Source organism: Enterococcus sp. AZ035 (assembly GCF_050548325.1).
Classification (GTDB): domain Bacteria; phylum Bacillota; class Bacilli; order Lactobacillales; family Enterococcaceae; genus Enterococcus; species Enterococcus faecalis.
In genome coordinates this window covers 1504892-1531194 of record NZ_CP172958.1, presented here as the reverse complement: position 1 = coordinate 1531194, position 26303 = coordinate 1504892, and the positions used below count along the sequence as shown (strand labels likewise).

Here is a 26303-nt window from a genome sequence, read left to right as displayed (position 1 = left end):
CATTCCTTCTTTAAAAATTTATTAAAAGCTAAAAAATTATTCCTCTGCTAGTATACACCTCTAAATTTTTTTTTCAAATTTGCTCTTTTTAAGAAAACTCACAATCATAAGCCAACATTAAGTTTAGCCATATATTTTTGTTGAATAAATTCTGTAAGCTCATGCCAACTTTCTTCATTTTCAATGGAATCTAAGTAGAAAATATCTTGATTAGAAGTAGCTTTTTCGAAGGAATCTGTGATGATGATATCCGCATTTGTGAAGTCTTCGGTAATAGAGATTGCGTTTGTATTATATAAGGAGGATAACCGTGTTTTAATAAAATAATTTGCATAAAAATCTTTGATAATTTGTAAATAGATTCTCACTTGTACTTTTTTTTCGGACACAGACAATGTGTAAAGCAGTTGACTGAGTAACTCTAAATGCGTTTCTTGGTGAACTAATTTTGCCACCGTTCGTTTTATTCGATTAAAGTATGCAACATCTGACGGAGTACAAATTTCTGGCTGCGGTAAATAAAGTGTTAAAAAAGTATAATAATTGTCCTCCGTTAAAAAGTACCAAGCATTAAAAATAGAAAGATAGTAAACGTATTGATAATCATGCTGATTTGTCAGTAAGTAGGCTACTTGCTTAAACAATTTTTTTGATAAGACACAATAAGGATGGTTAGATTCTATAAATAATTTTTCTATTTGTTTCGTTTGCTTTTCCGAAAAGATATAAGGGATAAAAATGCGAGATAAAAAATTAAAGTATAAAATTTCAGTTTTTCTTGTTTCGCATTGAATGTCAGCGAAGGAGTGTTCAAGAAAAAATAAAGTGACATGACTGTATTGATTGATCAGAATAAAAAAAGAATGCAGGTTTTTAGAGTGCGGCATCTTTAAGAAGTTTTGTGCACTTGTTCTAGTTTTAAATATCGCATATAAAATATAAAACGCTCTTTTCTTCATTCGGACATTTTTATAGGATCGTTCAAGAAGTTCATCGGGTAGACTTTTTTTTATTTCTTCAAGACTTATTTTAGAAAAAGGCCAAGCCAATTCTTGAAAGGAATCTTGTAGGAAAATGAAAGAAAACACTCGAATCGATAATTCATTGCCAGTTAATTGATAAATACCCTTAATACTAACGATTACTATATCAAAAATTTTAAAAAAGTTATTCAGTTGTTTCGTGATTTTTACCAGATAATGTTCAGAAATATATAAAACTTTAATTAATTCGTTTTTATCAATGGAAGAATGTGTGACCAATTGTACGCAATAATTAAATTGTACATTGTTTTTTAAAAGATTGAGTTTTAACGTGTAGGCGTATTCGACCGCGCTTTTTCGGTACGCTGGATTTACACAAACAATGCCATTATTGTTAGAGACAATAAAATGTTGGATTTGATAAGTATCCTCGAATTCTTGATTTATTTTTATCAGATTTTCCTTGACCGTTCTTTTTGAAATTTTTAAATTGGAAGAAATTTCATTTAATGACGTATGAGCTCGCTTGACTATATAAAATAAAATTTCTAGCTCATTCGTTAGGTAGGATGGAAACATGTTATGGACCTCCAAAAGTAAAATTTAGGTTCATTGTAGTCTACTTTCTTTAAATTTTTGTATTGATATGTTAACACAAGCGCAATAAGAAGCGGCCATCACAATTAATGTACAGCCTTATACATTAATTGTGTGTGGCAAAGCAATTTCAATGTTGATAAGCTAGCAGTAGTTAGAATAATTATTATTTAGTTTCTAATTCCAAAAAAGGTCAAGGTGAGTAAGCAATGAAAAAAATCAACGAACAATTAAAAATGAAAATGCCAACCTACAAAAGAAAAAAAAGCATTGCTTATTTCTTTTACTCTTGTCTACTATTGGTATCGATTTCTTGTTTTTTGAGCGTGCATTTTCAAGAATGCGAGGCAGCTTCGCTCTATCAAGCGGGAGGGATAGCCATTGATTTGAGAACTGATTTACCTTATGGAATGGAGATAAGCCATGACGGTGGTGGTGGTCCTGATGGATCATTTGGAGGAAAATTACACGTAAAATTATCCGGAACAGTGGACACTTCTCATACACAAAAAATTACTGCTCTTGCTTTCGATACCGATGGGATGCAATATGGTCTGATGTTTCATTTACCAGAAAATATAAGTGCAGATAATTTTAAAGCGGCTTATGACAAGGCTTATGCGGATAATCCAGAAAATTTTTATTCAATTAGTGGACAAAAAAATACACGAATATCAATCATCAACACAAAAGGAATGCGGACGTTTAACGGTTTTTCAGAAGATGGTTCACCAGGGTGGGGTGATCCCGAACAAGACTATAGTGGGGTTGATACTGAGCATCAGGTGATGTTTTGTGAACGTGGAGATTCTATTGATTTGTCTCTTGGGAAAATTTATGACATTTGGAGTAATGAACCTGATAAAACTAAAATAACATTTGAGCTTCATTTTGATTTAGATGTGGCAACTTTGATGAAAGATGGCGATTCGAAGGATTATTCCCTCAATAAAAGTTTAACGAAACATCGCTTACCTGTATCAAATGTTTTGTCGGATGGTAATGAGAGTGATCAATTTTTGTTATCGGCAGATTTTTTTGGCCGGACGTATGAATTGGGTAGATTTTCAGATACAACGAATACAGTTAATCATAATATGGTAACGGCTAGTGCAGACATGTGGTTACGTGCGACAAGTTTAGCGGCAGCAGCAAAGCAAGATCCAAATAATTTGAATCATCAAATTATTACTGGAATCACCGGGAAAGTGGCTACTTGGTCTTCTTATATCTCGCCATGGGACAGCGGTGATAAAGACAATCCATTATCCAATTACAATACCCAAGATGCCTCTAAATATCCTGAAATACCTGAAAGCACAACGATGTTACCAGGGGAGTTTTTATCACCAAAGTTTACGATGAACCAAAGACAAGACAATCCGCTTAATTGGACAGATGGGTATGTTGCTCAACGGTTTGCGCGCGTAGTTAATTTTCATACTCACACAGTTGATCCTAAGGCCAATGTGAATGTCTCTTCACAACAGCAAAACGGGTTAACAACTTATTTGTTTAGTGGCAAAGATGGTTGTGGGCTGCCGTTAGTCAATCCGCCAGGAACGGATTCTTCAGAGCCCACAGATAAAACATATATGCGCGTCACAATAGATCCATACCAAGTGCCAAGTTTAGAAAGGGCAGCTTTTGTTAAAGGTCAAACAACATTTCACCCGCAACAAAAGATACCAGTAGAACTAACCGTTAAGGCTCCGACAACTAGAAAAGTTCAGATTGAAGAAAAAATTTCAGGTGCTGCCCAAACTGATTTTCATAAAATTGGGGAGCAAGATTTAAAAAATTTACCAGTCACAGATGATTGCGTTAGTTTTAACTGTTTAGCAGATGCTTTACCAACTTCAGGAGATTACACATTAACATTTAGAATTCTTGATGTTGATGATACATCTAAAAGCTACTCAAATGAGAAAAGTTTAGCTGTGCACATTGATCAAGCGCAAATTAAAGTTAAATCTCAAGATACGATTTATCAATATACTCAATGGCAACCAGAAAGTGAAGTGACTAGCTTACAAACACCAGATGGTAAAAAAGGTGATTTTCGAGACGTAAGTGTCACCATATATAAACTGGACGGAGAGCAAAAGGTCCCAGTAGATGCGGTGGATACAAAAGTGGTTGGTAAATATGAAATTGATTATAACTACCTAGGATTAGAGGCGCAGACTGCACTAGAAGTCATTCCCTCTTCAGCTCATATTGGTGCACATAACGACAGCTTTTCTGTGGGGACGCCCTTCGATCCAAAACGTCTTTTTGATAGTGCAACAGATAATGATGGACAGTCCATTCCTTATAGTAAGATAACGATTCGCTATACGCCTGATCAGGTAAACGATGAAGTAGCGGGCGTCTATAAAATTACTTATGATATCTCTAAAATAGTAGGTTTTAGTGAAAGTATTACCGTTGATTGGACCTACTATTACTCTAATCGTCTAGACTTTTATCACTTATCTGAACAACTAATGCCTTTTGAGAACGTAAAATTTAATGGCCAAGATCAAACACAGACATTAAAAAGTTGTGAGATGAACATTGAAGATACGGGGGATCCTAATCGGACAACTGGCTGGCAGCTTGAAGTAGCCTATAATTTAAATGATCAGAAAACACAAGCGTGGAAAGACGCAGGGCTTGATCTCACGCTAAATCCAAAGTCAGTCGATTATGTAACAACTGAGCAAAATATTATGGTTAACGATGAGCAACAATTAGTAGCTGATGTAAGTAACCAATCTATCAAAAATAAAAAAGTTTTGACGAAATTACAATTATTGCCCACATTAACTATTTCAAAAGTCACACCTGCTGATAAATATGAAGCTCAGTTAATTTGGAACTTAGAAGCAACACCGTAAGGGAAGAGGGAATAGCTGTGAAATGGTTTATCTATGATTTATTGTTTGTTGCCTTTATTCTCGGTTTGCCAATTCAAGCACAAGCTGAAGACAAGACAGCTGACGCACAAGCTGGCACAAAAGTCATGGTAATAGTGAAAGAGAGTGAGGATATTGTTCCACATCCCAATGAGCTTATACCGCAGACTAACGATATGCCAACTTCACGAGGACAACCTAATTTTTTACCAAAAACAAACGAGATTACGTCTCAAGAGACGATTTTAGGAATCGTGGTACTCGGAAGTACATTAATCGTCGGACTTTATAAAGAAAAGAGGAAAAATAATGAATAAAAAAATAATTGGTTTAACTGTCACTTTAGGAACGGGGATTTTTTTAATTGGTCAACAAACTGTAAATGCGGCTGATAATACCAATACCACAGCGAATGTGTCGGTTTTAGGTGGCGGATTAACCATTACACCATTAGCACAAATTAACTTTGGGACGGTGACAAAAGACGGCCAAGATCATACGCAACCAGATCAAAGCAAGTCGCAACTTATCATTAATGATAATCGTGGGACAACGAATACAGGTTGGTATCTGACAGCGAATTTAGAAGATAAAGGAAAAGGTGTCACTGGCTTAGACGGAATGACACTTCATTTAGACACTAAAAAACCTGACGGATCTTCTGAAAAAGGTACCTTTACGGGCGTTGATTTAACCACAGATGCTTCAACCATTATTTCGCTAGATAAAAGTGATATCCGTTTATCAGACACTGTCACGACAGCTGATTTAAATGCAACGTTAAATATACCTAAAAGTATTGCTGCAAATACCTACTCTGGGACCATCGTCTGGAATGCCATCGATGGAGCACCCGCCTAAGAATTTAACATAAAACGATGTAAGAAAACGAGGCAGATAAATTGAAAAGAATTTTAAAGATACTTTTTATATTGACTATTCTCTGTTTAGGTGGAGCGATGCGTGCCTGGGCAGATCCGTCTAATACCAATAGTTCAGCAACAATTGACAATGCGAATGCGTATACAGTCACACCCGTTTTCGGAGCAACTCAAAATAACAAAACCAGTAATTTTTTTGATATGACATTAACTCCGAAACAAAAAGATACATTCAAATTAACGATAACCAATACTACGCCGAACCCTCAAAAATTTAAAGTTCAGGTAAATACAGCAACAACAAATAGTAATGGGATAGTTGACTATACAAAAAGTAGCTTTGAAAAAGATCCATCGATGAGTTTGGTACTTAGTGATTTGATTAGTCCCAATAGGAAGGACATTAGTGTTCCTGGTAAACAATCACAAACGATTGATTTTCAAATAACGATGCCAGAAAAGTTATTCTCAGGAATTTTATTAGGTGGAGTGACGATTCGACCTGTAGAGATAGCTGGGGACCAAAGCAAGGGTGGAATTCAAAATGTTTATATGCATACGATTGCTATTCGGGTGAATGAAACAGCAGAGACCATACCTGCAAAATTGGAAAGTGGTTCTGTTAAAATTGGGCAAATTAACCGCCACAATACTGTTTCGATGGAAATTAAAAATCCACAGCGGAAGTTATTGTCAAAAGTCGAAGGAGATTTTTTTGTTAAAGAAAAAGGAACAAACAAAACGATCATTCACGAAAAGAAAAATAATCTTAGTTTTGCACCAAACACAAGGTTTGACCTACCTATTTTACTGAAAGATTCGTTTAAACCTGGAGACTATACCTATACCATTAAGTTGAAAAACCATGAGGGGAGCTGGACGTTCTCAAAAGATTTCACGATAAACAAAAAGCAAGCTGATCAGTATAATAAGCGTTCTGTTGATCATAAAGTCAAAAACCTTCACTGGCTTAAGTACCTCATGGCCTTTTTAATTCTAGTTATTTTAGGTACCGTCTGCTATATCTTGGGAAAAAAGAAGGGAAAAATGAGGTTGTAAAACCTGCCTTTAAAATAGTTGACAATTATGCAGAAAAAATCATGCCAGTATGAATTATCTATGACATAAGGGAAGAATAGCTGTCTAGCAAGGATAAATTGTCAAATTAGCGTTAATTTACGCAAGTCATTGGTGTTCCTTATTTTGGAAAGTAGTATTATACTATTATTGTTCAATGATTCACAATAGAAACAAGGAGGAAAGAACCATGTATAAAGCAATTGTCGCAGCAAAAGGAAAAACAACAAAAATTGTTGAAAAAGAATCGCGTCCATTGAAAGATAATGAAGCGCGGTTGAAAATGGAAGTCTGTGGTGTCTGTCATACGGATTTACACGTTAAGAATGCAGATTTTGGCGATGTTAGCGGTTGTACCTTAGGTCACGAAGGAATTGGGATTGTGACGGAGGTTGGAAAAGACGTTACTAGTTTAAAGATTGGTGATCGTGCATCTGTTGCATGGTTTTATGAAGGCTGCGGGCATTGCGAATATTGTACTTCTGGTCGAGAAACGCTTTGTCGTTCAGTAAAAAATGCTGGATATACAGTTGATGGTGCCATGGCCGAAGAATGCATCGTCACAGACGGTTATGCAGTGAAAGTGCCAGAAAATTTAGCATCAGAGCCAGCTTCCTCTATTACTTGTGCAGGGGTAACAACCTACAAAGCGATAAAAGAATCTGGGATTCGTCCAGGTCAATGGCTAATGATTTCAGGATTAGGTGGGCTAGGTAATCTAGCTTTACAATATGCCAAGCATGTCTTTAATGCAAAAGTAGTAGCTGTTGATGTGAATGATAATCAGTTAACTTTTGCGAAAGAAATGGGTGCTGATCTTTTAATTAATCCAGTTAAAGATCCTGATTTTGCTGCACAACTTCAAAAAGAAATTGGCGGTGTCCATGCAGCAGTAGTCACTGCGGTAGCTAAATCAGCATTTAATGGCGCAGTCGATGCAGTCCGTGCGGGAGGAACGGTTGTCGCCGTTGGATTGCCTGTTGAGACAATGGATTTATCTATTCCACGTCTTGTTCTTGATGGCATTCACGTAGTCGGATCGTTAGTTGGAACCCGTCAAGATTTAAGAGAAGCTTTCCAATTCGGTGCAGAAGGAAAAGTTGTTCCTGTTTGTCAAACACGCCAACCAGAAGAAATTAATGCTATTTTTGAAGAAATGGAACAAGGAAAAATTCGCGGGCGAATGGTCATTGATTTTCGCAGTTAATTTAGTTTTTTAGTGATTCGTTGATTTAATCTGAAAACCATGAAAGGATGGATAGAATGTTTGCGAATCTTACTCTCCGTGAGAGACGACTGCTTAAGCAAGCACAAGTGGGAGCCACAATTAGCTTTATTCTTTTGTTTGTACCAATTCTGACAATCAGTCTTTTGCATACTAGTGACTTATTAGCAAAATGGCTAGGTATAGTTGGGGTAATTATGGTTTTACCATTGTTGTATTTTGCGTGGCAGATTTTAAAGATAGCCTATAAAGATCAAAAAGATAATCCAACGCCTCCTTTGTGGGTTCCGAAAGTTTATGGGATTGGGCTTTCGATCAATCCCTATCACCGGTTTGGAAAGTTAATTTTTATATTGCTAGCGGTACTGATAGTTGGCATCATCATTAGTTTGCTTTTCACACCAGCAAGTCAAATCAATCACTAAAAAACGAGTAATCAACACCCTCTTGCTGAGCAGGAGGGTGTTGATTATTTTTAAATAGACTAGATTTGAGCAACAGGTATTAGATTTTTGAAAAAAGTCTTTCTTTTTCTGATGTAGATATTTTCGCAATAAAATCATCATTATAAGTGAATTAACAGGTTTATCAAGGGTTAATACTCGTTAATGGTGGCTGCTATAATTAACCGTTGACAAACACAAAAAAACCATCATACGATAATTATGTTATTAAAAAAGTGAAAAATTGGTAGTCAACAAATGAAAACGCATTCATTAGGAAATTGTGATTCTGTACTAAAATTTTTTTAAGTTATTTTGTTAAAGAATAAAATTTTTATATAAGATGAAAATGGATTGTTTTCATTTAATAATTTATTGAAAGGATGTGTTTATGAAAGGTTTACTGAAACTGACTTTCTAACAGTCTCAGTAAACTAAGAAAATCGTTATGACTTTTCATCTGGATAAAACCTTGTTGGGTTTTGGATTTTGTGAGTAATTGTGTCGGAACTATTCTATGGGGAGCAATTTTAAGGAGGAAAAAATGAACAAAGAGTATCAAGGTAAAAAAATTTACGGTAAAAAGCACTGGTTGACATTTTTATTAGTGAGTTCGTCTGTATTGGCGTTCCATTTGTTTGTTACGATGGATTCTCAAGTGGTTGATGCGCAAGAGCAAACAGCAAAAGAAGACGTAGCTGATTCAGCAACGTCAGTCGGAGCAATTGTGTCGATTGAAAAAGCGGAGAAAAACTTTGTCATTACGTATGCTTCTGGAAAAAAAGCACAAATTAGTATTTTAAACGACCATCTTTTTCGCTATCATCTAGATCCAACTGGTAAATTTGAAGAATATCCAACGCCAAATGATCCAAAGCATGTTGCGAAAATTACGGCTAAAACAATGGCCGACTATGGCACACAAGCCTTTGAGCAAACGAACGTCACAGATTCAGGAAACCAATTTATTCTAGAAAATAATGGTTTAAAAATTATATTCGAAAAAGAAAGCGCTTTAATGAAGGTTCTAGACAAGAAAAAGAATCAAGTTATTTTAGAAGAAACCGCTCCGCTATCCTTTAAAAATGATAAAGCTACACAAACGTTAAAACAAAGTAGTCAAGAAAATTATTTTGGCGGAGGAACTCAAAATGGTCGATTTACGCATAAAGGAACAGCTATCCAGATTGTCAATACGAACAATTGGGTAGATGGCGGAGTAGCATCGCCTAACCCATTTTATTGGTCAACTGCAGGGTATGGCGTTGTTCGAAATACATGGAAACCTGGCAACTATGATTTTGGAAGTCATGATCCACAAACAACCACAACAACGCACGAAGGAACAGATTTTGATGCTTTTTATTTCTTTAATGATTCCTCAGCAGGTATTTTAAAAGATTACTATGAATTAACTGGGAAACCAGCTTTGATGCCAGAATACGGGTTCTATGAAGCGCATTTAAACGCGTATAATCGGGACTATTGGGTGAAAGTAGCAGAAGGAACCGCGGGAGCAGTTAAGTTTGAAGATGGTAATTTTTACAAAGAATACCAACCAGGCGATCTAGGAAACTTAAATGGCACGCTAGAATCTTTAAATGGAGAAAAAGAGAATTATCAATTTTCTGCACGCGCAGTTATTGATCGATATAAGAAAAACGATATGCCGTTAGGGTGGTTCTTGCCAAATGACGGCTACGGTGCTGGCTATGGCCAAACAGATTCATTGGACGGCGATGTACAAAACTTAAAAGAATTTACAGAGTATGCTCAAGCCAATGGTGTTGAAGTGGGGCTGTGGACTCAATCTAATCTCCATCCAGCGGATCCTAAAAATCCTAAAAAAGGAGAACGGGATATTGCGAAAGAAGTTAGTGTCGCTGGTGTTAAAGCTCTCAAAACTGACGTGGCGTGGGTCGGGTATGGGTATTCCTTTGGCTTAAATGGTGTAGAAGATGCCGCGAATGTTTTTGTAAAAGAAACAGACGGCGCAGTTCGTCCGATGATTGTTTCATTAGATGGTTGGGCCGGAACCCAACGGCACGCTGGTATTTGGACAGGCGATCAAACGGGTGGTCAATGGGAATATATTCGCTTCCATATCCCAACATATATCGGGACTTCGTTGTCTGGACAACCAAATGTCGGTTCAGATATGGATGGAATTTTTGGTGGAAAAAATAAAGAGATCAACATACGTGATTTCCAATGGAAAACTTTTACACCAGTGCAGCTAAATATGGACGGCTGGGGCTCCAATCCAAAAACGCCATTTGCTTTTGATCAAGAAGCCACAGATTTGAACCGAGCGTATCTAAAATTAAAATCAATGATGATGCCTTATAACTACAGTATTGCCAAGGAATCAGTTGATGGACTACCAATGGTACGGGCCATGGCTTTAGAATTTCCTAATGAAGGAACAGCATATACAAAAGATTCTCAATACCAATATATGTGGGGACCAAATTTACTCGTTGCCCCAATTTATAATGGCAATCAAGATGAGGCAGGAAATTCAATCCGTGATGGAATCTACTTACCAGATGAAAAACAAGTCTGGGTTGACTTATTTACAGGCGAAAAATATCAAGGTGGCCGTGTCTTAAATGGAGTAAAAACACCGCTGTGGAAGGTGCCCGTTTTCGTCAAAGATGGCAGTATTATCCCAATGACGAATCCAAACAACAATCCAAAGGAAATCCAACGAGATCAACGATCTTTCTTGATTTATCCAAATGGCACCACTTCTTTTAATATGTATGAAGATGACGGAATTTCAACTAGTTATGAAGCTGGGCAATCAGCTACGACTAAAATAAATAGTCAAGGCCCTAAATCAAACGAAAAAGGGGATCTGACCGTTACTATCGAACCGACAAAAGGAAGTTATAAAGACTTTGTTGATGAACGAAGCACCACGCTTGATTTGCTAGCTTCAGAAGCGCCCGAAAGCGTAACAGCAATGGTGGGGGGGACAGAAGTAACCTTGAAACAAGCAGCTAATAAAGAAGAATTTTTAGCTGGCACAAATCTATATTATTTTGATAAAGAATTCCAAGTGAATCAGTATCTTTCTGAAGCTTCAGGAGAAAAACTGAACCAATCAGCGTTATCAGTAAAACTAGCGAAACAATCTGTGACCGCCAAAGATGTTCAAATAACTGTCAAAGGTTTCATTAATAAAGGAACGGTTGACGGAGGAAATACAACGGTCGATGACCAGTTAACTATTCCGGCAAATGTCGCAATCAATGAAGAAAAAACAACGCCATCTTCTTTGACTCTTCAATGGGATCAAGTAACTGAGGCAACAAGCTATGAAGTAGAGCGTGACGGGACTGTTTTCGGAAATATTCAAACGAATACAGCAACATTTGATGGATTTTCCTTCCTAAGCGAACATACTTTTCGAGTTCGAGCTGTTGGAAAAAACGGGGTCTCTGAATGGAGTGAACCGATTAAAGGAAAAACACAAGATGATCCCTATAAAGAAACAATTAATCAAGTCAAAGCAACAAGTAATTTACCAGAACAACCAGGCGCAGAATTGAAGAAATTAACAGATAAAGATTTGAGTACAGGTTGGCATACGAACTGGTCAACAGGCATCGCTAATCCAAGTGATGGAAATTTCTTGTCTTTAAAATTTGATCTTGGTGCGGAGTATCAAATGGATAAAATTGAATACTTGCCAAGAGACAATGCCGGCAACGGAAATATTTTGCAGCTCCAGTATCGGACGTCGAAAGATGGAGCTAATTGGACAGAGTTTTCAGAACCTATTAACTGGAAGCAAGATGCTTTGACAAAAACCATTGAAACGAAGGACCAAGCGTATCGTTTTGTTGAAATGAAGGTATTAAAATCGGTGGGTAATTTTGGCTCTGGTCGTGAGATGCTCTTTTACAAACAACCAGGAACAGAAGGAATCTTACATGGAGACATTACTAACGATGGAACGATTGATGAAAATGATGCAATGAGTTATCGAAACTATACAGGCTTAGAATCTGTGGACAGTGACTTTAATGGCTATGTTGAAAAAGGTGATTTAAATAAAAATGGGGTAATTGATGCTTATGATATCAGTTATGTTTTACGACAATTAGATGGTGGGATTGAGATACCTGATGTCGAAGAAATTGCGGGCGGTTTATCCCTTGCTGTGGTTAATGAAAATGGCAAGGATACTTATCTTCCTGGCGATACATTAACCTTTATACTTAAAGGTCAAGACTTAAAAAACATTAATGCGTTAAGCACAAAAATGTCCTTTGATTCTAGCAAATTTGAACTTGTCGGTCAGCCTGCAACCACGAATAATACACAACAAATGGAAAATTATTCTAAATATCGGAAACATTCAAATGATGTGGAGAATCTATATTTAGTTCTTAGTAATCAAGGAAATAAACAATTGTTAAATGGTTCAATGGACTTAGTTACCTTTAAAGTTAAAGTAAAAGAAACAACTCGCGTAAAACGTGCGACAACTGTTGAGCAGCCATTACAATTTGATATGAGTCAAGGCTTATTAGTAGGCCAAGGATTCCAACAAGCCACACTTTCAGATTTTTCTGTAACAGTGAAGCCCACAGAGCTAGTAGATAAAGAGTTATTACAAGCGCTAATTACGCTAAATCAAGCACGTGTCGAAAAAGAATATACGCCTGAAACTTGGGCAATCTTTAAACCAATCTTAGATGAGGCAGTAGCTGTTCTAGCCAATGAACAAGCCACACAGACAGACGTTTCTGCTGCCGCGGAAAACCTAGAAAAGGCTGCAAGTCAGTTGGAAAAAATGCCTGATGTAGCGAATAAAGCTGATTTAGAAAAAGCAATTCAAGAGGGGCTAGCGAAGAAACCAAGTGATGGGCAAGAATTCACCGAAGAAACTAAAAAAGTTCTCGAAGAGTCATTAGCAGCAGCTCAAAAAGTATTTGCTCAAGAAAAAGTTACTCAAGAAGAAATAGACCAAGCGACTAAAACATTGCGTGAAGCAATTGCACAATTAAAAGAACAACCCGTCGCCGTTGATAAGGAAACCTTAAAAGAGCAAATCGCTCAAGCCCGAGGAAGAAAGCCGGAAGAAGGATACCAATTTACAAAAGAAACAGAAAAACAATTGCAAGAAGCAATTCAAGCGGCTGAAGCAATCGTAGCGAAAGAAACGGCGACAAAAGAAGAAGTCTCAGAGGCTCTAAACGCATTGGAAACTGCAATGGCTCAATTAAAAGAAGTACCCCTTGTAAATAAAGACCAATTACAAGAAGTAGTCAAACGAGCGCAGCAAGTCACTCCAAGTGAAGGGCACCAATTTACTGCCTCCTCGTTACAAGAGTTACAAAAAGCGCTTTTAGCAGCTAAAAACACATTGAAAAACCCAGCAGCTAATCAAAAAATGATTGATGAAGCGGTTGCTGAATTAACTAGTGCCATCGATGGGTTACAAGAAGAAGTGTTAGTTACAGATAAAAAAGCCTTAGAGGCAATGATAGCCAAAGCAAAAGCAATCAAACCATCTGCCGGAAAAGAATTTACCAGCGAGTCTAAAGCGCGCTTAACTGAAGCAATTGACCAAGCGGAAGGGATTTTAGCTGATAAAAATGCTCGGCAAGAACAAATTGATATTGCTGAAAAAAATGTAAAAACTGCTTTGGATAGTTTAGAGGAACAAGTCCTTCAAACGGATAAAACAAAGTTGAAAGAACTGCTTCAAAAAGCAGAAACCTTGAAACCTAAAGCAGGAAAACAATTTACAAAAGCATCGCAAGAAGCTTTAGCTGAAGCAATTAAACAAGCAAAAGCACTTGTTGAGGACCCAAATGCGACGCAAGAAGCTGTGGACAAATGTTTAAGTATTTTATCACAAGCCATTGAAGCAATGGCAGAAGAGCCAATCAGTAGCAACTCTACAGGCAACAATGGAAATCATAGCACGGTTAGCGGTACTGGTGGTGTAACCAGCCAAGGAAAGGGCACAGCAACAGGTGGAACGACAACGAAAACCACCACTTCTGGTACTTTGCCAAAAGCAAATGAAGTTGTTTCGCCAATCTGGTCAATCAGTGGTTTTCTATTGATAGTAAGTATTGGTTTAGGAAAATTATTCTTCAAAAATAAAAAAGACCAAAATTAGCGTATCATTAACTTACAAGGCGTATTTGTACAAAAACAGTGTGCAAATGCGCAAGTAAGTAATAGGAGAGGATTTTTACGAATGAAAAGAAAGAAAATCAAGAATCAACTACTTGTTTTAACAAGTATTCTCGTTCTTCTGAGTTTGGAAGTCGCTCCAGTTGTTACGTTGGCTGCAGAATTACCAAGTAGCTCGCTACAAACAGCTCTGTCCTCAGCAACGACAATTACTTCGGAAGAAAAAGTAACCGAAACAACCGAAACAACTGTTGCTACATCGACAACGTCCACTAGTAGTTCGTCATCTGAATCAAGTAGTTCTACCGATACGACTACCGAATCAACGAGTCAGTCAACGACAGAAACGACAACCACAAATACTAGTTCTGAAACAAAAAAAGAACCTACAGAGCCAACGGTATCATCAGAAATCACGCAGCCTGTTGAACAATCGCAACCACCACAAGTTCCTGTGACCAAGCAAGAACCCGAAGAACCTATTCAAGTTCCTGAAGCCAACAATAACTTTGTTGAAGAAAATCAGGCTGTATCGTTAAATCCGTCCCTCAAAGTAGATGAAATAGCTTCTTCAAATTTAAAAGGCTACGAACTTCCACTGTTGTCGTCTTTTGGCGAAAAGAAACGGGCAGTCGTGGTCGCTGAAGCATTAAGACACGTTGGGAAAACAAAAAAAGAATTTAATTTGACGGAGCAAGCATTGACCAGTAGTTTCCTTGCCCAAAAAATTTACCAACAATTATTTAAAATAGACATTGGCAGTACGCCGCAAGAACAAATGACATTTGGTAAAGTTCGTTCTATAGAGGAGGCAGAACCTGGTGATCTGATTTTTTGGCAAACAGCTGAAGGAAAAACGCTTCAAAATGGTGTTTATCTTGGCCAAGGAAAATATTTAATTGCCGCAGCGGAAGCGGATTCTAAGGAGGAACCAGAAGTAATCGCTCAGTTAGAGAATATCTATACTGCCAAACAACAACCAGACTCAAAAGAGGAAATACGCTTGGTAGTGACTAATCCTTTTAAGGAGTTCACATTAACGGAGTATGGCAAAGAAGTTTTAGCAACATATGGTGCGTCATTTGAAATGCAGAAGTCAGAACAAACCACAGCGTTTATTAAAAAAATTGGTGAGACAGCCAGAGAACTTGGCGAAAAATATGATGTTTTTGCATCAGTGATGATAGCTCAGGCTATTTTAGAAAGTGGCTCTGGCGAAAGTCAACTAGCCAAAGAACCTTATTATAATCTCTTTGGCGTGAAAGGTTCGTTCCAAGGAAATAGTGTTAGCTTTTCAACAAAAGAGGCTGATCAGAGGGGCCAACTTTATACAATTTCCGCTGGGTTTCGCGATTACGGTGGCTATAATGACTCACTGCAAGATTATGTTCAATTATTCCGACAAGGGATTGATGGAAACCAAGATTTTTATAAACCGGCGTGGCGTTCGGAAGCCAAAAACTACCTTCAAGCAACGCGTTTTTTAACAGGTAAATATGCAACAGACAAGCAATACGATAATAAATTAAATTCGTTAATTGCGGTTTATAACTTAACGCAATTTGATTTACCAAAAACAGTGGACGGTTTGATTATCCAATCTAAAAATGAGCTGTCGGAAGCGGAACAGCAACAAATGCATTTTCCAGTCTATGATGGGATCAATTATAATCGAAGTGGTAGCTATCCCGTGGGCCAATGTACGTGGTATGTCTATAATCGTTTCAAACAGTTGGGCACTTCTTTGGATGAATTTATGGGAAATGGCAGTGACTGGGGAAGAAAAGGACGTGCATTAGGCTATCAAGTTAGTTCATTGCCTAAAGCTGGTCGTGCGATTAGTTTCCAACCAGGAGTTGCTGGCGCAGATAATCAATATGGACATGTTGCTTTTGTTGAAGCGGTCACTTCTGATGGAATCATTATTTCTGAAAGCAATGTCATCAATGATCAAACGATTTCGTATCGTGTCTTACCTAATGTAATTGCTTATAGTAGTGGCGTGACCTACATTGGCGCTTAATCGACTCATTCAACAGGAAGAAGTGTGGATGTTTAAGTAAAAAATTAGCACAATGATCCATGTGTGAACGAACAAATTAAAATAACCAGAATCGACCAATGAATTGATTTTGTCATGTATAAAATGACAAGAACAGTTTGGCGGTTGATTCTTTGTTTTTCATCAACGAAGAGACAATAGTCCTCATGATTCGTTAGAAAAAGATGAATAGTCCAAAGTACTCTTTCTTGATGCTTTGTTATTTTATGTTTTTGTTTGCAGGAAACTACTGAAATCGCTATACTAAATTTATGTGAATATACTAACAGACAATCAATTTTTTATCTCTTTTATTGTTGCATAAATTGATTGAACATTATAATCATTTGTCTTTTGTTGTGTAATTTTATATCTTCTTGAGAAAGGGATGAGTGAACAAATGGCTATTTATATATTAGAAGACCAAATTATTCAAGCAAAAGCGTTAGAAGCATTGGTAACAAATATCCTACATTCAAGAAATATTTATAATGAAACAATCCATTTATTTTCACGTTCAGATGAATTATTACAAGTGGCACACCAGGACGCCCAACTAAATATCTTTTTCCTAGATATTCAAATGAACAATCATATCCAGGCAGGATTTGAGGTTGCTAAAGAAATTAGAAAAACAGACAGTGAAAGTCTGATTGTATTTATTTCTACTCACACAGAATTAGTTTTAACTTCCTACAAATATATGGTTTCAGCTCTTCAATTTATTCAAAAGAACGTGGATTTTCTAGATTTCCAAAAAGAGGTCGAAACATGTGTCGATGCATATATTCAACAAAAAGAAAATATAAAGACAAAAAGTGAATATATTATCATTAACTTAAAAGCGTCTTCTATAAAAATGGATATTAATGATATTTATTTCTTTCAAACGGAATACGATCATCGTGTGTCAATGGTTGGAAAAAATTTTAAAAGAGAATTTTATGGAACGTTATCAAAAATTGAACAACTGCATCCAGATTTGATTAGAGTCCATCAATCAATCATCATCAATAAAAAATATGCGTCAAAATTAAATTATAAAACGCATCTTTTAACTATGAGAGACGGAACGGAAGTACCAGTCTCAAGAAGATATTATACTCAGGTCAAGGCGCTATTTCTTACTTAGGGAGGGATAATGACTAATTAAGGAATTATCTATCTATTAGTCGCTATATTCGTTATAATTTAGTGCAATACTTGAAGAGGAGGGCGATATGCTAATCGATTGGATTCTAAAAAATATTATGGATATGGATCAGGAAGATCAATCAGGAAAAACACAATGGACAAAGTATTATCTAACCGTTTATTTTTCTGGCTTATTTAATTTTCTGATGATTCTGATTTTATCAGTTTTATTTGGGACGTTAAGCGAAACCTTTATTGTATACGTCGTACTGATTTTTTTACGGCCTGTCGCAGGTGGCTGGCATGCAAAAACTAAATGGCTCTGTCGTCTAGAAAGCATTGTTATCTATGTCGCCATACCATTTGTATTGAAAAATTCTTCTGTGAGCTTACCGTTTATTTATAAAATTCTATTGATGTGCCTCTTAGTCGTATTATTTTATTGGTATGCGCCACAAGGAACAGCGATTGAACCTGTTCAGCCATCTGATTTAAACGTGCTCAAAAAGCAAAGCCTTATAAGGGTGTGTTTACTTATTTTATGTAGTCTGTTTGTCAAAGAAAAGATTGCTTCAGTAATACTCTACGGTCTCGTCATCCAAGGTCTGATGATACTCCCTGTAACAAAAAATTTAATTGAAGGAAGTGTTTTTATGAAATTTGGTAAAAAAATAATTAAAAATGTTATTGAAAAAAGAGTTGCAAAAGTCAGTGATGGTGTGGGAACTAAGCCTAGATTAAATCAAAATTCGCCCAATATATTTGGACAATGGATGGGACAAACTGAAAAACCTAAAAAGAATATTGAAAAATGATTTTGTCGTTATTAGCTACTAACGTTTTGCTGGCATCTAGCTTTATCGTTTTTGTCTTTTTACGAGTAACATTGATCAAGATTGAATGTAAAATACCGTTACTTTCATTGCTTATTGTCATTAATCTTTGTTCGTTTGCGGCATTAATGTTGGGCTACTCTTGGTTGATTTATGCGCTGACAGTCGTTATTTTTACAGGATTTTTACTCATTCACAAAAAGAGGTTCTCAATTTTTAAAGCGATATTTTTATCCGTTTTTACATTGCTTATGGTTTCGTTTATCAATTACACGGAGCAAACGATTTTAAGTGTTTTTTTTCAACAGATTTATCAAAATAAATTATTATGGATTGCCTCAAATGTTATTCTGTTGCTTATAAATATCTGGATTGCTTTAAAAATTCCCAATAGTGTTTTTTTAAGGTTAAATCGTGTGTTAGAAAATAGCCGAATTTTTTTTGGTTGTTTACTTTTATTGTTGATTCTGTTGTTACTTTTTGTGTTTTTGATTTCGCCAGAGATTTCACCTGACTTTATGCGAGGATTTGTCACGGTAAATAGTTCTAAATTGGAGTTATTAATAAGTGTAGGTTTATTTTTAATTCTGATTGGCTTAGTCATTGAAGCTTATTTGGAAGAACAACGTATCAACATTCAATTATTGAATAATTTAACGATTTATACTGAAAAAATAGAATCCATTAACGAAGAGCTAGCGATGTTTCGTCATGACTATAAAAATTTATTGTATAGTTTACAAATTGCTATTTCATACGAAGATATTCTGGAAATCAAAAGAATTTATGAAGAAACGATTGCACCAACCAAAAAAATTATTGATAATGAAGAATTTGAACTTATGAAGTTAAATCGTTTGAAAAATATGGAACTTAAGGCACTCATAAGTATGAAAATTAATACCGCAAAGCAAGCAAAACTAAAAGTGATTGTTGATGTGCCAGAAGTATTTATTCTTGATACATCAATCGACTTAGTGGTTGTGATTCGTTTGTTGGCTATTCTATTAGATAACGCGATTGAAAACAGTGCAAAATCAGAATTGAAAATGTTCGCTATCTCAATTTTCAATAAAAATGAAACACAAGAGTTTGTGATAACAAATAGTGTCCAAGCCGAATTTGATTTTAAGGTTATGAAGAAAACCAAATTTAGTTCTAAAAGTAACCCAGAAGAGCACGGTTGGGGATTGTTATATGTAAAAGAAATTGTTGATTTTTCAGATCAATTTGATTTGCAAACATCCTTCAATGAAGGATCGGTTACTCAACATTTAATTATTGAAAAAAATCATAATAGTAAAAAAGTTGTTAACGAATGAATTTGTTAACAACTTTTTTGCTATGGTATTGAGTTATGAGGGGCAATACAGGGAAAAATGTCGGCTGATTAAGGAATTTAGATAGTGCCGGTTAGGTAGTTGTCTATAATGAAAATAGCAACAAATATTTACGCAGGGAAAGGGGCGGTCGTTTAACGGGAAAGATTAGGGAGGATAAAGCAATACTTTTGTTGGGAAAAGAAATAAAAGGAAACTGGGGAAGGAGTTAATCGTTTGATGAAGGGAAATAAAATTTTATACATTTTAGGTACAGGCATCTTTGTTGGAAGTTCATGTCTATTTTCTTCACTTTTTGTAGCAGCAGAAGAACAAGTTTATTCAGAAAGTGAAGTTTCAACAGTTTTATCGAAGTTGGAAAAGGAGGCAATTTCTGAGGCAGCTGCTGAACAATATACGGTTGTAGATCGAAAAGAAGATGCGTGGGGGATGAAGCATCTTAAGTTAGAAAAGCAAACGGAAGGCGTTACTGTTGATTCAGATAATGTGATTATTCATTTAGATAAAAACGGTGCAGTAACAAGTGTTACAGGAAATCCAGTTGATCAAGTTGTGAAAATTCAATCGGTTGATGCAATCGGTGAAGAAGGAGTTAAAAAAATTATTGCTTCTGATAATCCGGAAAATAAAGATCTTGTCTTTTTAGCTATTGACAAACGTGTAAATAATGAGGGGCAATTATTTTATAAAGTCAGAGTAACTTCTTCACCAACTGGTGACCCCGTATCATTGGTTTATAAAGTGAACGCTACAGATGGAACAATTATGGAAAAACAAGATTTAACGGAACATGTCGGTAGTGAAGTAACGTTAAAAAACTCTTTTCAAGTAACGTTTAATGTACCAGTTGAAAAAAGCAATACGGGAATTGCTTTACACGGAACGGATAACACAGGGGTTTACCATGCAGTAGTTGATGGCAAAAATAATTATTCTATTATTCAAGCACCATCACTAACAGCATTAAATCAGAATGCTGTTGACGCCTATACGCATGGAAAATTTGTAAAAACATATTATGAAGATCATTTCCAACGACACAGTATTGATGATCGAGGGATGCCCATCTTGTCAGTTGTTGATGAACAACATCCAGATGCTTATGACAATGCTTTTTGGGATGGAAAAGCAATGCGTTATGGTGAAACAAGTACACCAACAGGAAAAACGTATGCTTCCTCTTTAGATGTAGTTGGTCATGAAATGACACATGGTGTGACGGAACATACTGCCGGTTTAGAATATTTAGGACAATCAGGTGCCTTGAATGAATCTTATTCTGATTTGATGGGTTATATTATTTCGGGTGCATCTAATCCAGAAATTGGTGCGGATACTCAGAGTGTTGACCGAAAAACAGGTATTCGAAATTTACAAACGCCAAGTAAACACGGACAACCAGAAACCATGGCTCAATACGACGATCGAGCACGGTATAAAGGAACGCCTTATTATGATCAAGGCGGTGTTCATTATAATAGTGGAATTATTAATCGGATTGGTTACACCATTATCCAGAACTTAGGCATTGAAAAAGCACAGACTATTTTCTACAGCTCGTTAGTAAATTACTTAACACCTAAAGCACAATTCAGTGATGCTCGTGATGCGATGCTTGCTGCTGCAAAAGTTCAATATGGCGATGAAGCAGCTTCAGTGGTGTCAGCAGCCTTTAACTCTGCTGGAATCGGAGCTAAAGAAGACATTCAGGTAAACCAACCAAGTGAATCTGTTCTAGTCAATGAATAAAAAAAATTCCCCAATTAAATAAAAATGGATAAGGAGTGGCATAATCTTATGAAAAAGTTCTCCATACGAAAAATTAGTGCTGGTTTTTTGTTTCTGATTTTAGTAACTTTGATCGCCGGTTTTAGCTTGTCTGCAAATGCAGAAGAGTATATCGTTCCTGCCGAAAGTCATTCACGACAAAAAAGATCGTTACTGGACCCTGAAGACAGAAGACAAGAAGTGGCAGATACAACCGAAGCGCCTTTTGCGTCAATCGGAAGAATCATTTCCCCTGCCAGTAAACCAGGCTATATTTCTTTAGGAACAGGCTTTGTTGTTGGAACTAATACAATTGTCACCAATAATCATGTGGCTGAAAGTTTTAAGAATGCCAAAGTATTAAATCCGAATGCCAAAGATGATGCTTGGTTTTATCCAGGTCGAGATGGCAGTGCGACACCATTTGGCAAATTCAAAGTGATTGATGTAGCTTTTTCCCCGAATGCGGATATTGCGGTAGTGACTGTCGGCAAACAAAACGATCGTCCAGATGGCCCAGAGTTGGGAGAAATTTTAACGCCATTTGTTTTGAAAAAGTTTGAATCTTCAGATACCCATGTCACAATATCAGGCTATCCAGGTGAGAAAAACCACACGCAATGGTCGCATGAAAATGATTTGTTTACATCTAACTTTACAGACTTAGAAAATCCATTACTATTTTATGATATCGATACAACAGGTGGTCAATCTGGTTCCCCAATCTATAATGCTCAGTTTGAAGTAGTTGGTGTTCATTCCAATGGCGGCATTAAGCAAACAGGAAACCATGGTCAAAGACTAAATGAAGTGAATTATAACTTTATTGTCAATCGAGTGAATGAAGAAGAAAATAAACGTTTATCCGCTGTGCCAGCAGCGTAAAGAACCATAAAAATACTCGAAATTTCCAGGATCACGGGAAATTTCGAGTATTTTTGTTTTTTAAGATAGTGTAAGTTACTATATAAGTACCTTGTAATTATCGGTTAAAAGCATATAATAGTGCTGAAAAGAAGGCAAATAATCCGATTAAGTTAGTATTTCTAAACCATCATAACTCGTAATGATTTCATGCTTTTGAGATAAAGCCGCCATCTCCGCATAAGACAAGCCGCCATTGTGAGAAAAATGGTTGGCAACGTAAATCGTTTTATCTGTGACGAGTTTTCTTTCTTTTAATTCTGCAATTAATTTTAAATTTTCTTCCCAATTCATATGACTATTGCCAGTTTCGTTTGTTTGACTAGTACAATCTAAAGAAACAATACTAAGAAGTAAATGGCTCTTTTCAAGATATTCAAACATTTCTGACGTAAAGTAACCTGTATCATGGGTGGATAAAAAAGCATCTTTACCATCGTCTATAACGAAAATAAAACAATCTTCGCTGAAATTTCCATGTTGTGCAGGAAGGGGATAAATCGTATAGTTCGCAATAGTAAAACATTTGTAGGGCTGAATAACCTGATAATGTAATCGGGTATCGTCTTGACGACCTTCTAAATCAAAGGCGCGCTGATAAAACGTCTTAACTGCTTCATTTCCGTAAACAGTTAAACGATTTGGAATATCTAATGCATAACCAGACATTCGATAAGCCAAATCCTCGCCGTAAAAATGATCGGAATGCCAATGAGAGATTAGTAAAGAGTCAAAGTCTGCAAAACACAAGTCGTACTGCAACAGGTGTAAATAAGAATCCCCTGGAAAATCAATCAGTAGGACATCATCAATAATTAATTGAGTTTGTGTACGAATTTCTCGTCCTTTTTTCTCTCGAGCGTACTTACATAATTTACAATTACAAAAAATTCCTGGAATCCGTTCTGCTGCACCCGTACCTAAATAGTTGATTTTCATTGGGAGTACCTAACCTTTCTTTGACATTCTTCATACTTAGTAGATAACGCTGAACCTTAAAGTAAATGGGCATGGAAACTGAAACATTTGTTGTGTCCATCTTACCTTTTTTAGAGAAGAATTGAAATGGAATTTCTTAAGTAAATTTGCGTAAAATAGAAAAAGCTAGACGCCTTTTTTAATAAGCTGAATTTGTTGCGAATGTTCATGCTATTTCCGAGAAAAAGTTTTACCAAAGGCACTTTCATATCCATCTGCTATTAGTTATAGAAAAATAACAAGATGGACATAGCTTATTAGAGCAAAAATAACTACGCTATTGATAAAGAGTGAGGCGTGTTTTGAACAGGTTACGTGGGCAAATGAATTTGAATAAAAGGGATGACAAAAGATGACTATTGAAAAATTAGAATATTTTTATACCATTGCAAAATATAATAGTATTTCCAAAGCAGCCTCTGAACTCCATGTTAGTAAATCAACCTTAAGTGCGTCATTAAAAGATTTGGAAAGTGAATTGGGCCATTTACTTTTTGACCGTAACGGGAATTCTTTGACGTTAAATTCCTATGGTGATAAAATCGTCCAATCTGTATATATCATTTTAAACGAGGCTAAGAAAATGAAACTTAATTTGCATGAAATGATTGAGAATCCAGTGATGCGTTTAGGTTTTGGAAATACGTCCTTGATGTATAAAGTGACAGAAAATGAGGATCAACTGAATCGTTTTTGGGAATGTTACCATGGTTCATCGTTTGAGTTATTGAATAAATTGGAGAATCATGAGTTGGATTTTGTGATTACTTCTGCAGATGTGAATAGTCCAGTTTTAAAGAAAGAACAATTAATTGAACTAAAAATGTATCTTTGTGTTTCAAGAGAAATTAAACAAGAAATTGAGGAAGAAGGCTTCAGCTGTTTGACCAACTATCCATTTCTATTTTTGCCGCATCACTTAGATCATTTAGAAGCTACCAAGAGTGTGCTAGAAATGTTGCAATTAACAAGTCCGCTTGTTTGTTGCTACGATACGTTGATGCTTACTCGTCTCATTGAAAAAAGTAAAGGAGTTTATGCGGTAATCTCTCTTCGGAAAGAACAACTGCAGGAAATTGATTCTAAACTCTTCTTTTTACCGATTGAACGAAAACAAAAATTTTATTTATACCGAAATGTTTCCAGTTCGGTTTTTGTCCAACCTGGTCAAATCAAGGCAACTTTACAAAAGTTGCTAGAGACTTAGCCATTAAAATTACTTTGGAATAGTTACCAAAAATAGCTTTATTCGCTTAGATTTACTTTTGCTGCGGATAAGGCTATTTTTGTTGTTCATTGTTTAAAAGAGATGCTCAATTATGGGGCTGTTCGATATTTCTGAACAGAATGTTCAATTATTTAATAACTTAAGAATCGATAAATCGTATCTATTACGGTTCAATTTAAAGGGGTTCTGGTGTATAGTTTGGCTATCTAAAGATTTACTTTTTTAAATATAAAATAACTAAATGGCAAGGAATATAAAGAACTGTTGATACGTGAGTACTTGCGATAACTGTGTCGTTAGAAGTTTAAGTGTCATTGTTGCTTTTCCTGTTTTATGTAGTTGCTAGAAAGGACTGTTTTTATGATCGATAGAAAAAAAGTTATTTTGTATACTTGTTGCATGAGTTTGTTTGTAGTGACCATGGATGTTACGGTTGTCAATGTGGCGTTACCATCCATTCAAAGTGATTTTCACACGAATCTGTCTACATTACAGTGGGTAACAGATGGCTACACTTTAATGGTAGCATCCTTATTATTGTTGTCTGGGTCTACAGCAGATCGAATTGGCCGTAAACGAGTCCTTCAATTGGGCTTAGCCTGTTTTGGTTTAGCGTCTTTCCTATGTGGGATTTCGCAAACCCCAGGGCAATTGATCGCGTTTCGCATGTTGCAAGGGATTGGCGGTTCTATGTTAAATCCGGTAGCAATGTCTATTATTACACAGGTATTTACCGAAAAGTTAGAAAGAGCGAAAGCAATTGGCTTGTGGGGCTCTGTTACAGGGATTTCCTTAGGCATGGGCCCGATTATTGGCGGACTAATTGTTTCTTATTTTAGCTGGCGGTATGTCTTTTTTGTAAATGTACCGATCATTGCTGCGGCAATTATCCTTACACAAAAGTTTGTACCTGAGTCAAAAGTAGAGAAAACGGCGAAAAATGATTTTGTTGGTCAAGCATTGATGATTCTTTTTCTATTTAGTTCTATCTATTCCATTATCGGACTACCTAGAAAAGGGCTTTTCGCGCCAGATATTTTAAGTACTGGGATAATCGGCTGTTTAGCCATTGTCATTTTCTTTATTTATGAATATAACATTGACAATCCGTTAATCAACCCGCGTTTCTTTTTATCTATTCCATTTACATCGGCTTCTTTTTTAGCTATTTTTGGCTTCATCATATATAACGGCTATTTATTTTTAAACACGCTATATTTGCAAGAAATGAGAGGCTTCAGCCCGTTGGAAGCTGGCTTATCAACCATTCCTTTGGCTTTTGTTAGTTTTCTTGTTGCACCGAGAGCCGGCGAAATGGTAGGGAGAATAGGGACGAAACGTCCTATTATGCTTTGTGGTATTTCAATGTTGGCTGTTAGCTTTTTACAATTATTTGTAACTAAAACAACGCCTATGATTATTTTATTTATTATTTATATCTTTTTAGGCATTGGGTTTGGGATGTTAAATTCACCGATTACCATTACAGCGATTGAAGGAATGCCACTTTCTCAGTCAGGAACGGCAGCAGCCATTGCGGTGACATGTAAGCAAATTGGCAATTCTTTAGGGGTTGCGCTACCAAGTCTTTTAATTACAAAGCCTATTACTAGTTCGCTTACTCGAACACCTTTTACAAACGTATGGCTTTTATTTGGATGTTGCGCCATTGCGATTATCTTTTTAAGTTATTTATCCAATTCTCCGCTAGCGAAAAAGTCATTGCGCAGAGTTAGGTTTTATTTTTAACAAATCAAGATTTTTTTGAAGGGAAAGGAAGACAAACTTAG

17 protein-coding genes are annotated in these 26303 nt (G+C 36.2%); 15 read left to right on the top strand and 2 right to left on the bottom strand.

The window, feature by feature from the left end; genetic code table 11:
• Positions 1–104: 104 nt before the first annotated feature.
• On the bottom strand, positions 105–1562 hold the full coding sequence (locus IGL32_RS07350) for a helix-turn-helix domain-containing protein (RefSeq protein WP_430600029.1): 1458 nt from the start codon (positions 1560–1562) through the stop codon (positions 105–107).
• A gap of 227 nt (positions 1563–1789) precedes the next feature.
• On the opposite strand from IGL32_RS07350, the gene IGL32_RS07345 reads away from it, so the two are divergent.
• From IGL32_RS07345 to sprE, 13 genes are all read left to right on the top strand, one after another.
• Positions 1790–4462 (top strand): bacterial Ig-like domain-containing protein, encoded by a 2673-nt coding sequence (locus IGL32_RS07345; RefSeq protein WP_156210017.1) that lies wholly within the window; start codon positions 1790–1792, stop codon positions 4460–4462.
• Positions 4438–4797 carry a hypothetical protein gene (locus tag IGL32_RS07340; protein WP_025189861.1) on the top strand — a complete coding sequence of 120 codons (360 nt, stop codon included), beginning with the start codon at positions 4438–4440 and terminating at the stop codon, positions 4795–4797. Before IGL32_RS07345 ends, IGL32_RS07340 begins: the two co-directional genes overlap by 25 nt.
• On the top strand, positions 4790–5341 hold the full coding sequence (locus IGL32_RS07335; protein ID WP_002357217.1) for a hypothetical protein: 552 nt from the start codon (positions 4790–4792) through the stop codon (positions 5339–5341). Before IGL32_RS07340 ends, IGL32_RS07335 begins: the two co-directional genes overlap by 8 nt.
• A 98-nt stretch (positions 5342–5439) precedes the next feature.
• Positions 5440–6420 (top strand): DUF916 and DUF3324 domain-containing protein, encoded by a 981-nt coding sequence (locus tag IGL32_RS07330; RefSeq protein ID WP_002379535.1) that lies wholly within the window; start codon positions 5440–5442, stop codon positions 6418–6420.
• Between the two features lie 208 nt (positions 6421–6628).
• Positions 6629–7645, top strand: a complete 1017-nt coding sequence (adhP, locus tag IGL32_RS07325) for an alcohol dehydrogenase AdhP (protein WP_002361987.1) — start codon at positions 6629–6631, stop codon at positions 7643–7645.
• Positions 7646–7692: 47 nt separating this feature from the next.
• Positions 7693–8088, top strand: a complete 396-nt coding sequence (locus IGL32_RS07320; RefSeq protein ID WP_002410573.1) for a hypothetical protein — start codon at positions 7693–7695, stop codon at positions 8086–8088.
• A gap of 535 nt (positions 8089–8623) precedes the next feature.
• A complete protein-coding gene (locus tag IGL32_RS07315; RefSeq protein ID WP_167591365.1) occupies positions 8624–14251 on the top strand; it encodes a TIM-barrel domain-containing protein in 5628 nt (1875 codons plus the stop codon).
• Between the two features lie 81 nt (positions 14252–14332).
• The gene (locus tag IGL32_RS07310) at positions 14333–16291 is read left to right on the top strand and encodes an amidase domain-containing protein (protein WP_156210019.1); all 1959 of its coding nucleotides are present in this window, start codon (positions 14333–14335) and stop codon (positions 16289–16291) included.
• A gap of 418 nt (positions 16292–16709) precedes the next feature.
• Positions 16710–17441, top strand: coding sequence for a response regulator FsrA (gene fsrA / locus IGL32_RS07305; RefSeq protein ID WP_073340375.1), 732 nt, complete (start codon positions 16710–16712; stop codon positions 17439–17441).
• 88 nt (positions 17442–17529) lie between these two features.
• Positions 17530–18258, top strand: coding sequence for an accessory gene regulator AgrB (locus IGL32_RS07300; protein ID WP_016626960.1), 729 nt, complete (start codon positions 17530–17532; stop codon positions 18256–18258).
• Positions 18255–19598: a sensor histidine kinase FsrC gene (gene fsrC / locus IGL32_RS07295; protein WP_085443827.1), complete on the top strand. Its 1344-nt coding sequence runs from the start codon at positions 18255–18257 to the stop codon at positions 19596–19598. The genes IGL32_RS07300 and fsrC overlap by 4 nt, the downstream gene beginning before the upstream one ends.
• Before the next feature lie 234 nt (positions 19599–19832).
• The gene (gene gelE / locus IGL32_RS07290) at positions 19833–21365 is read left to right on the top strand and encodes a M4 family metallopeptidase coccolysin (protein WP_075578545.1); all 1533 of its coding nucleotides are present in this window, start codon (positions 19833–19835) and stop codon (positions 21363–21365) included.
• Between the two features lie 48 nt (positions 21366–21413).
• Positions 21414–22268 carry a serine proteinase SprE gene (gene sprE / locus IGL32_RS07285; protein ID WP_002364098.1) on the top strand — a complete coding sequence of 285 codons (855 nt, stop codon included), beginning with the start codon at positions 21414–21416 and terminating at the stop codon, positions 22266–22268.
• A gap of 147 nt (positions 22269–22415) precedes the next feature.
• Here the strand turns inward: sprE and IGL32_RS07280 are convergent, their stop codons facing one another.
• Positions 22416–23246: an MBL fold metallo-hydrolase gene (locus tag IGL32_RS07280; protein WP_002369253.1), complete on the bottom strand. Its 831-nt coding sequence runs from the start codon at positions 23244–23246 to the stop codon at positions 22416–22418.
• Between the two features lie 391 nt (positions 23247–23637).
• On the opposite strand from IGL32_RS07280, the gene IGL32_RS07275 reads away from it, so the two are divergent.
• Together IGL32_RS07275 and IGL32_RS07270 are read left to right on the top strand one after the other, a co-directional pair.
• Positions 23638–24492 carry a LysR family transcriptional regulator gene (locus IGL32_RS07275; protein WP_002361978.1) on the top strand — a complete coding sequence of 285 codons (855 nt, stop codon included), beginning with the start codon at positions 23638–23640 and terminating at the stop codon, positions 24490–24492.
• A 381-nt stretch (positions 24493–24873) separates the two neighbouring features.
• Positions 24874–26262 (top strand): MFS transporter, encoded by a 1389-nt coding sequence (locus IGL32_RS07270; protein ID WP_002391405.1) that lies wholly within the window; start codon positions 24874–24876, stop codon positions 26260–26262.
• Positions 26263–26303 lie beyond the last annotated feature (41 nt).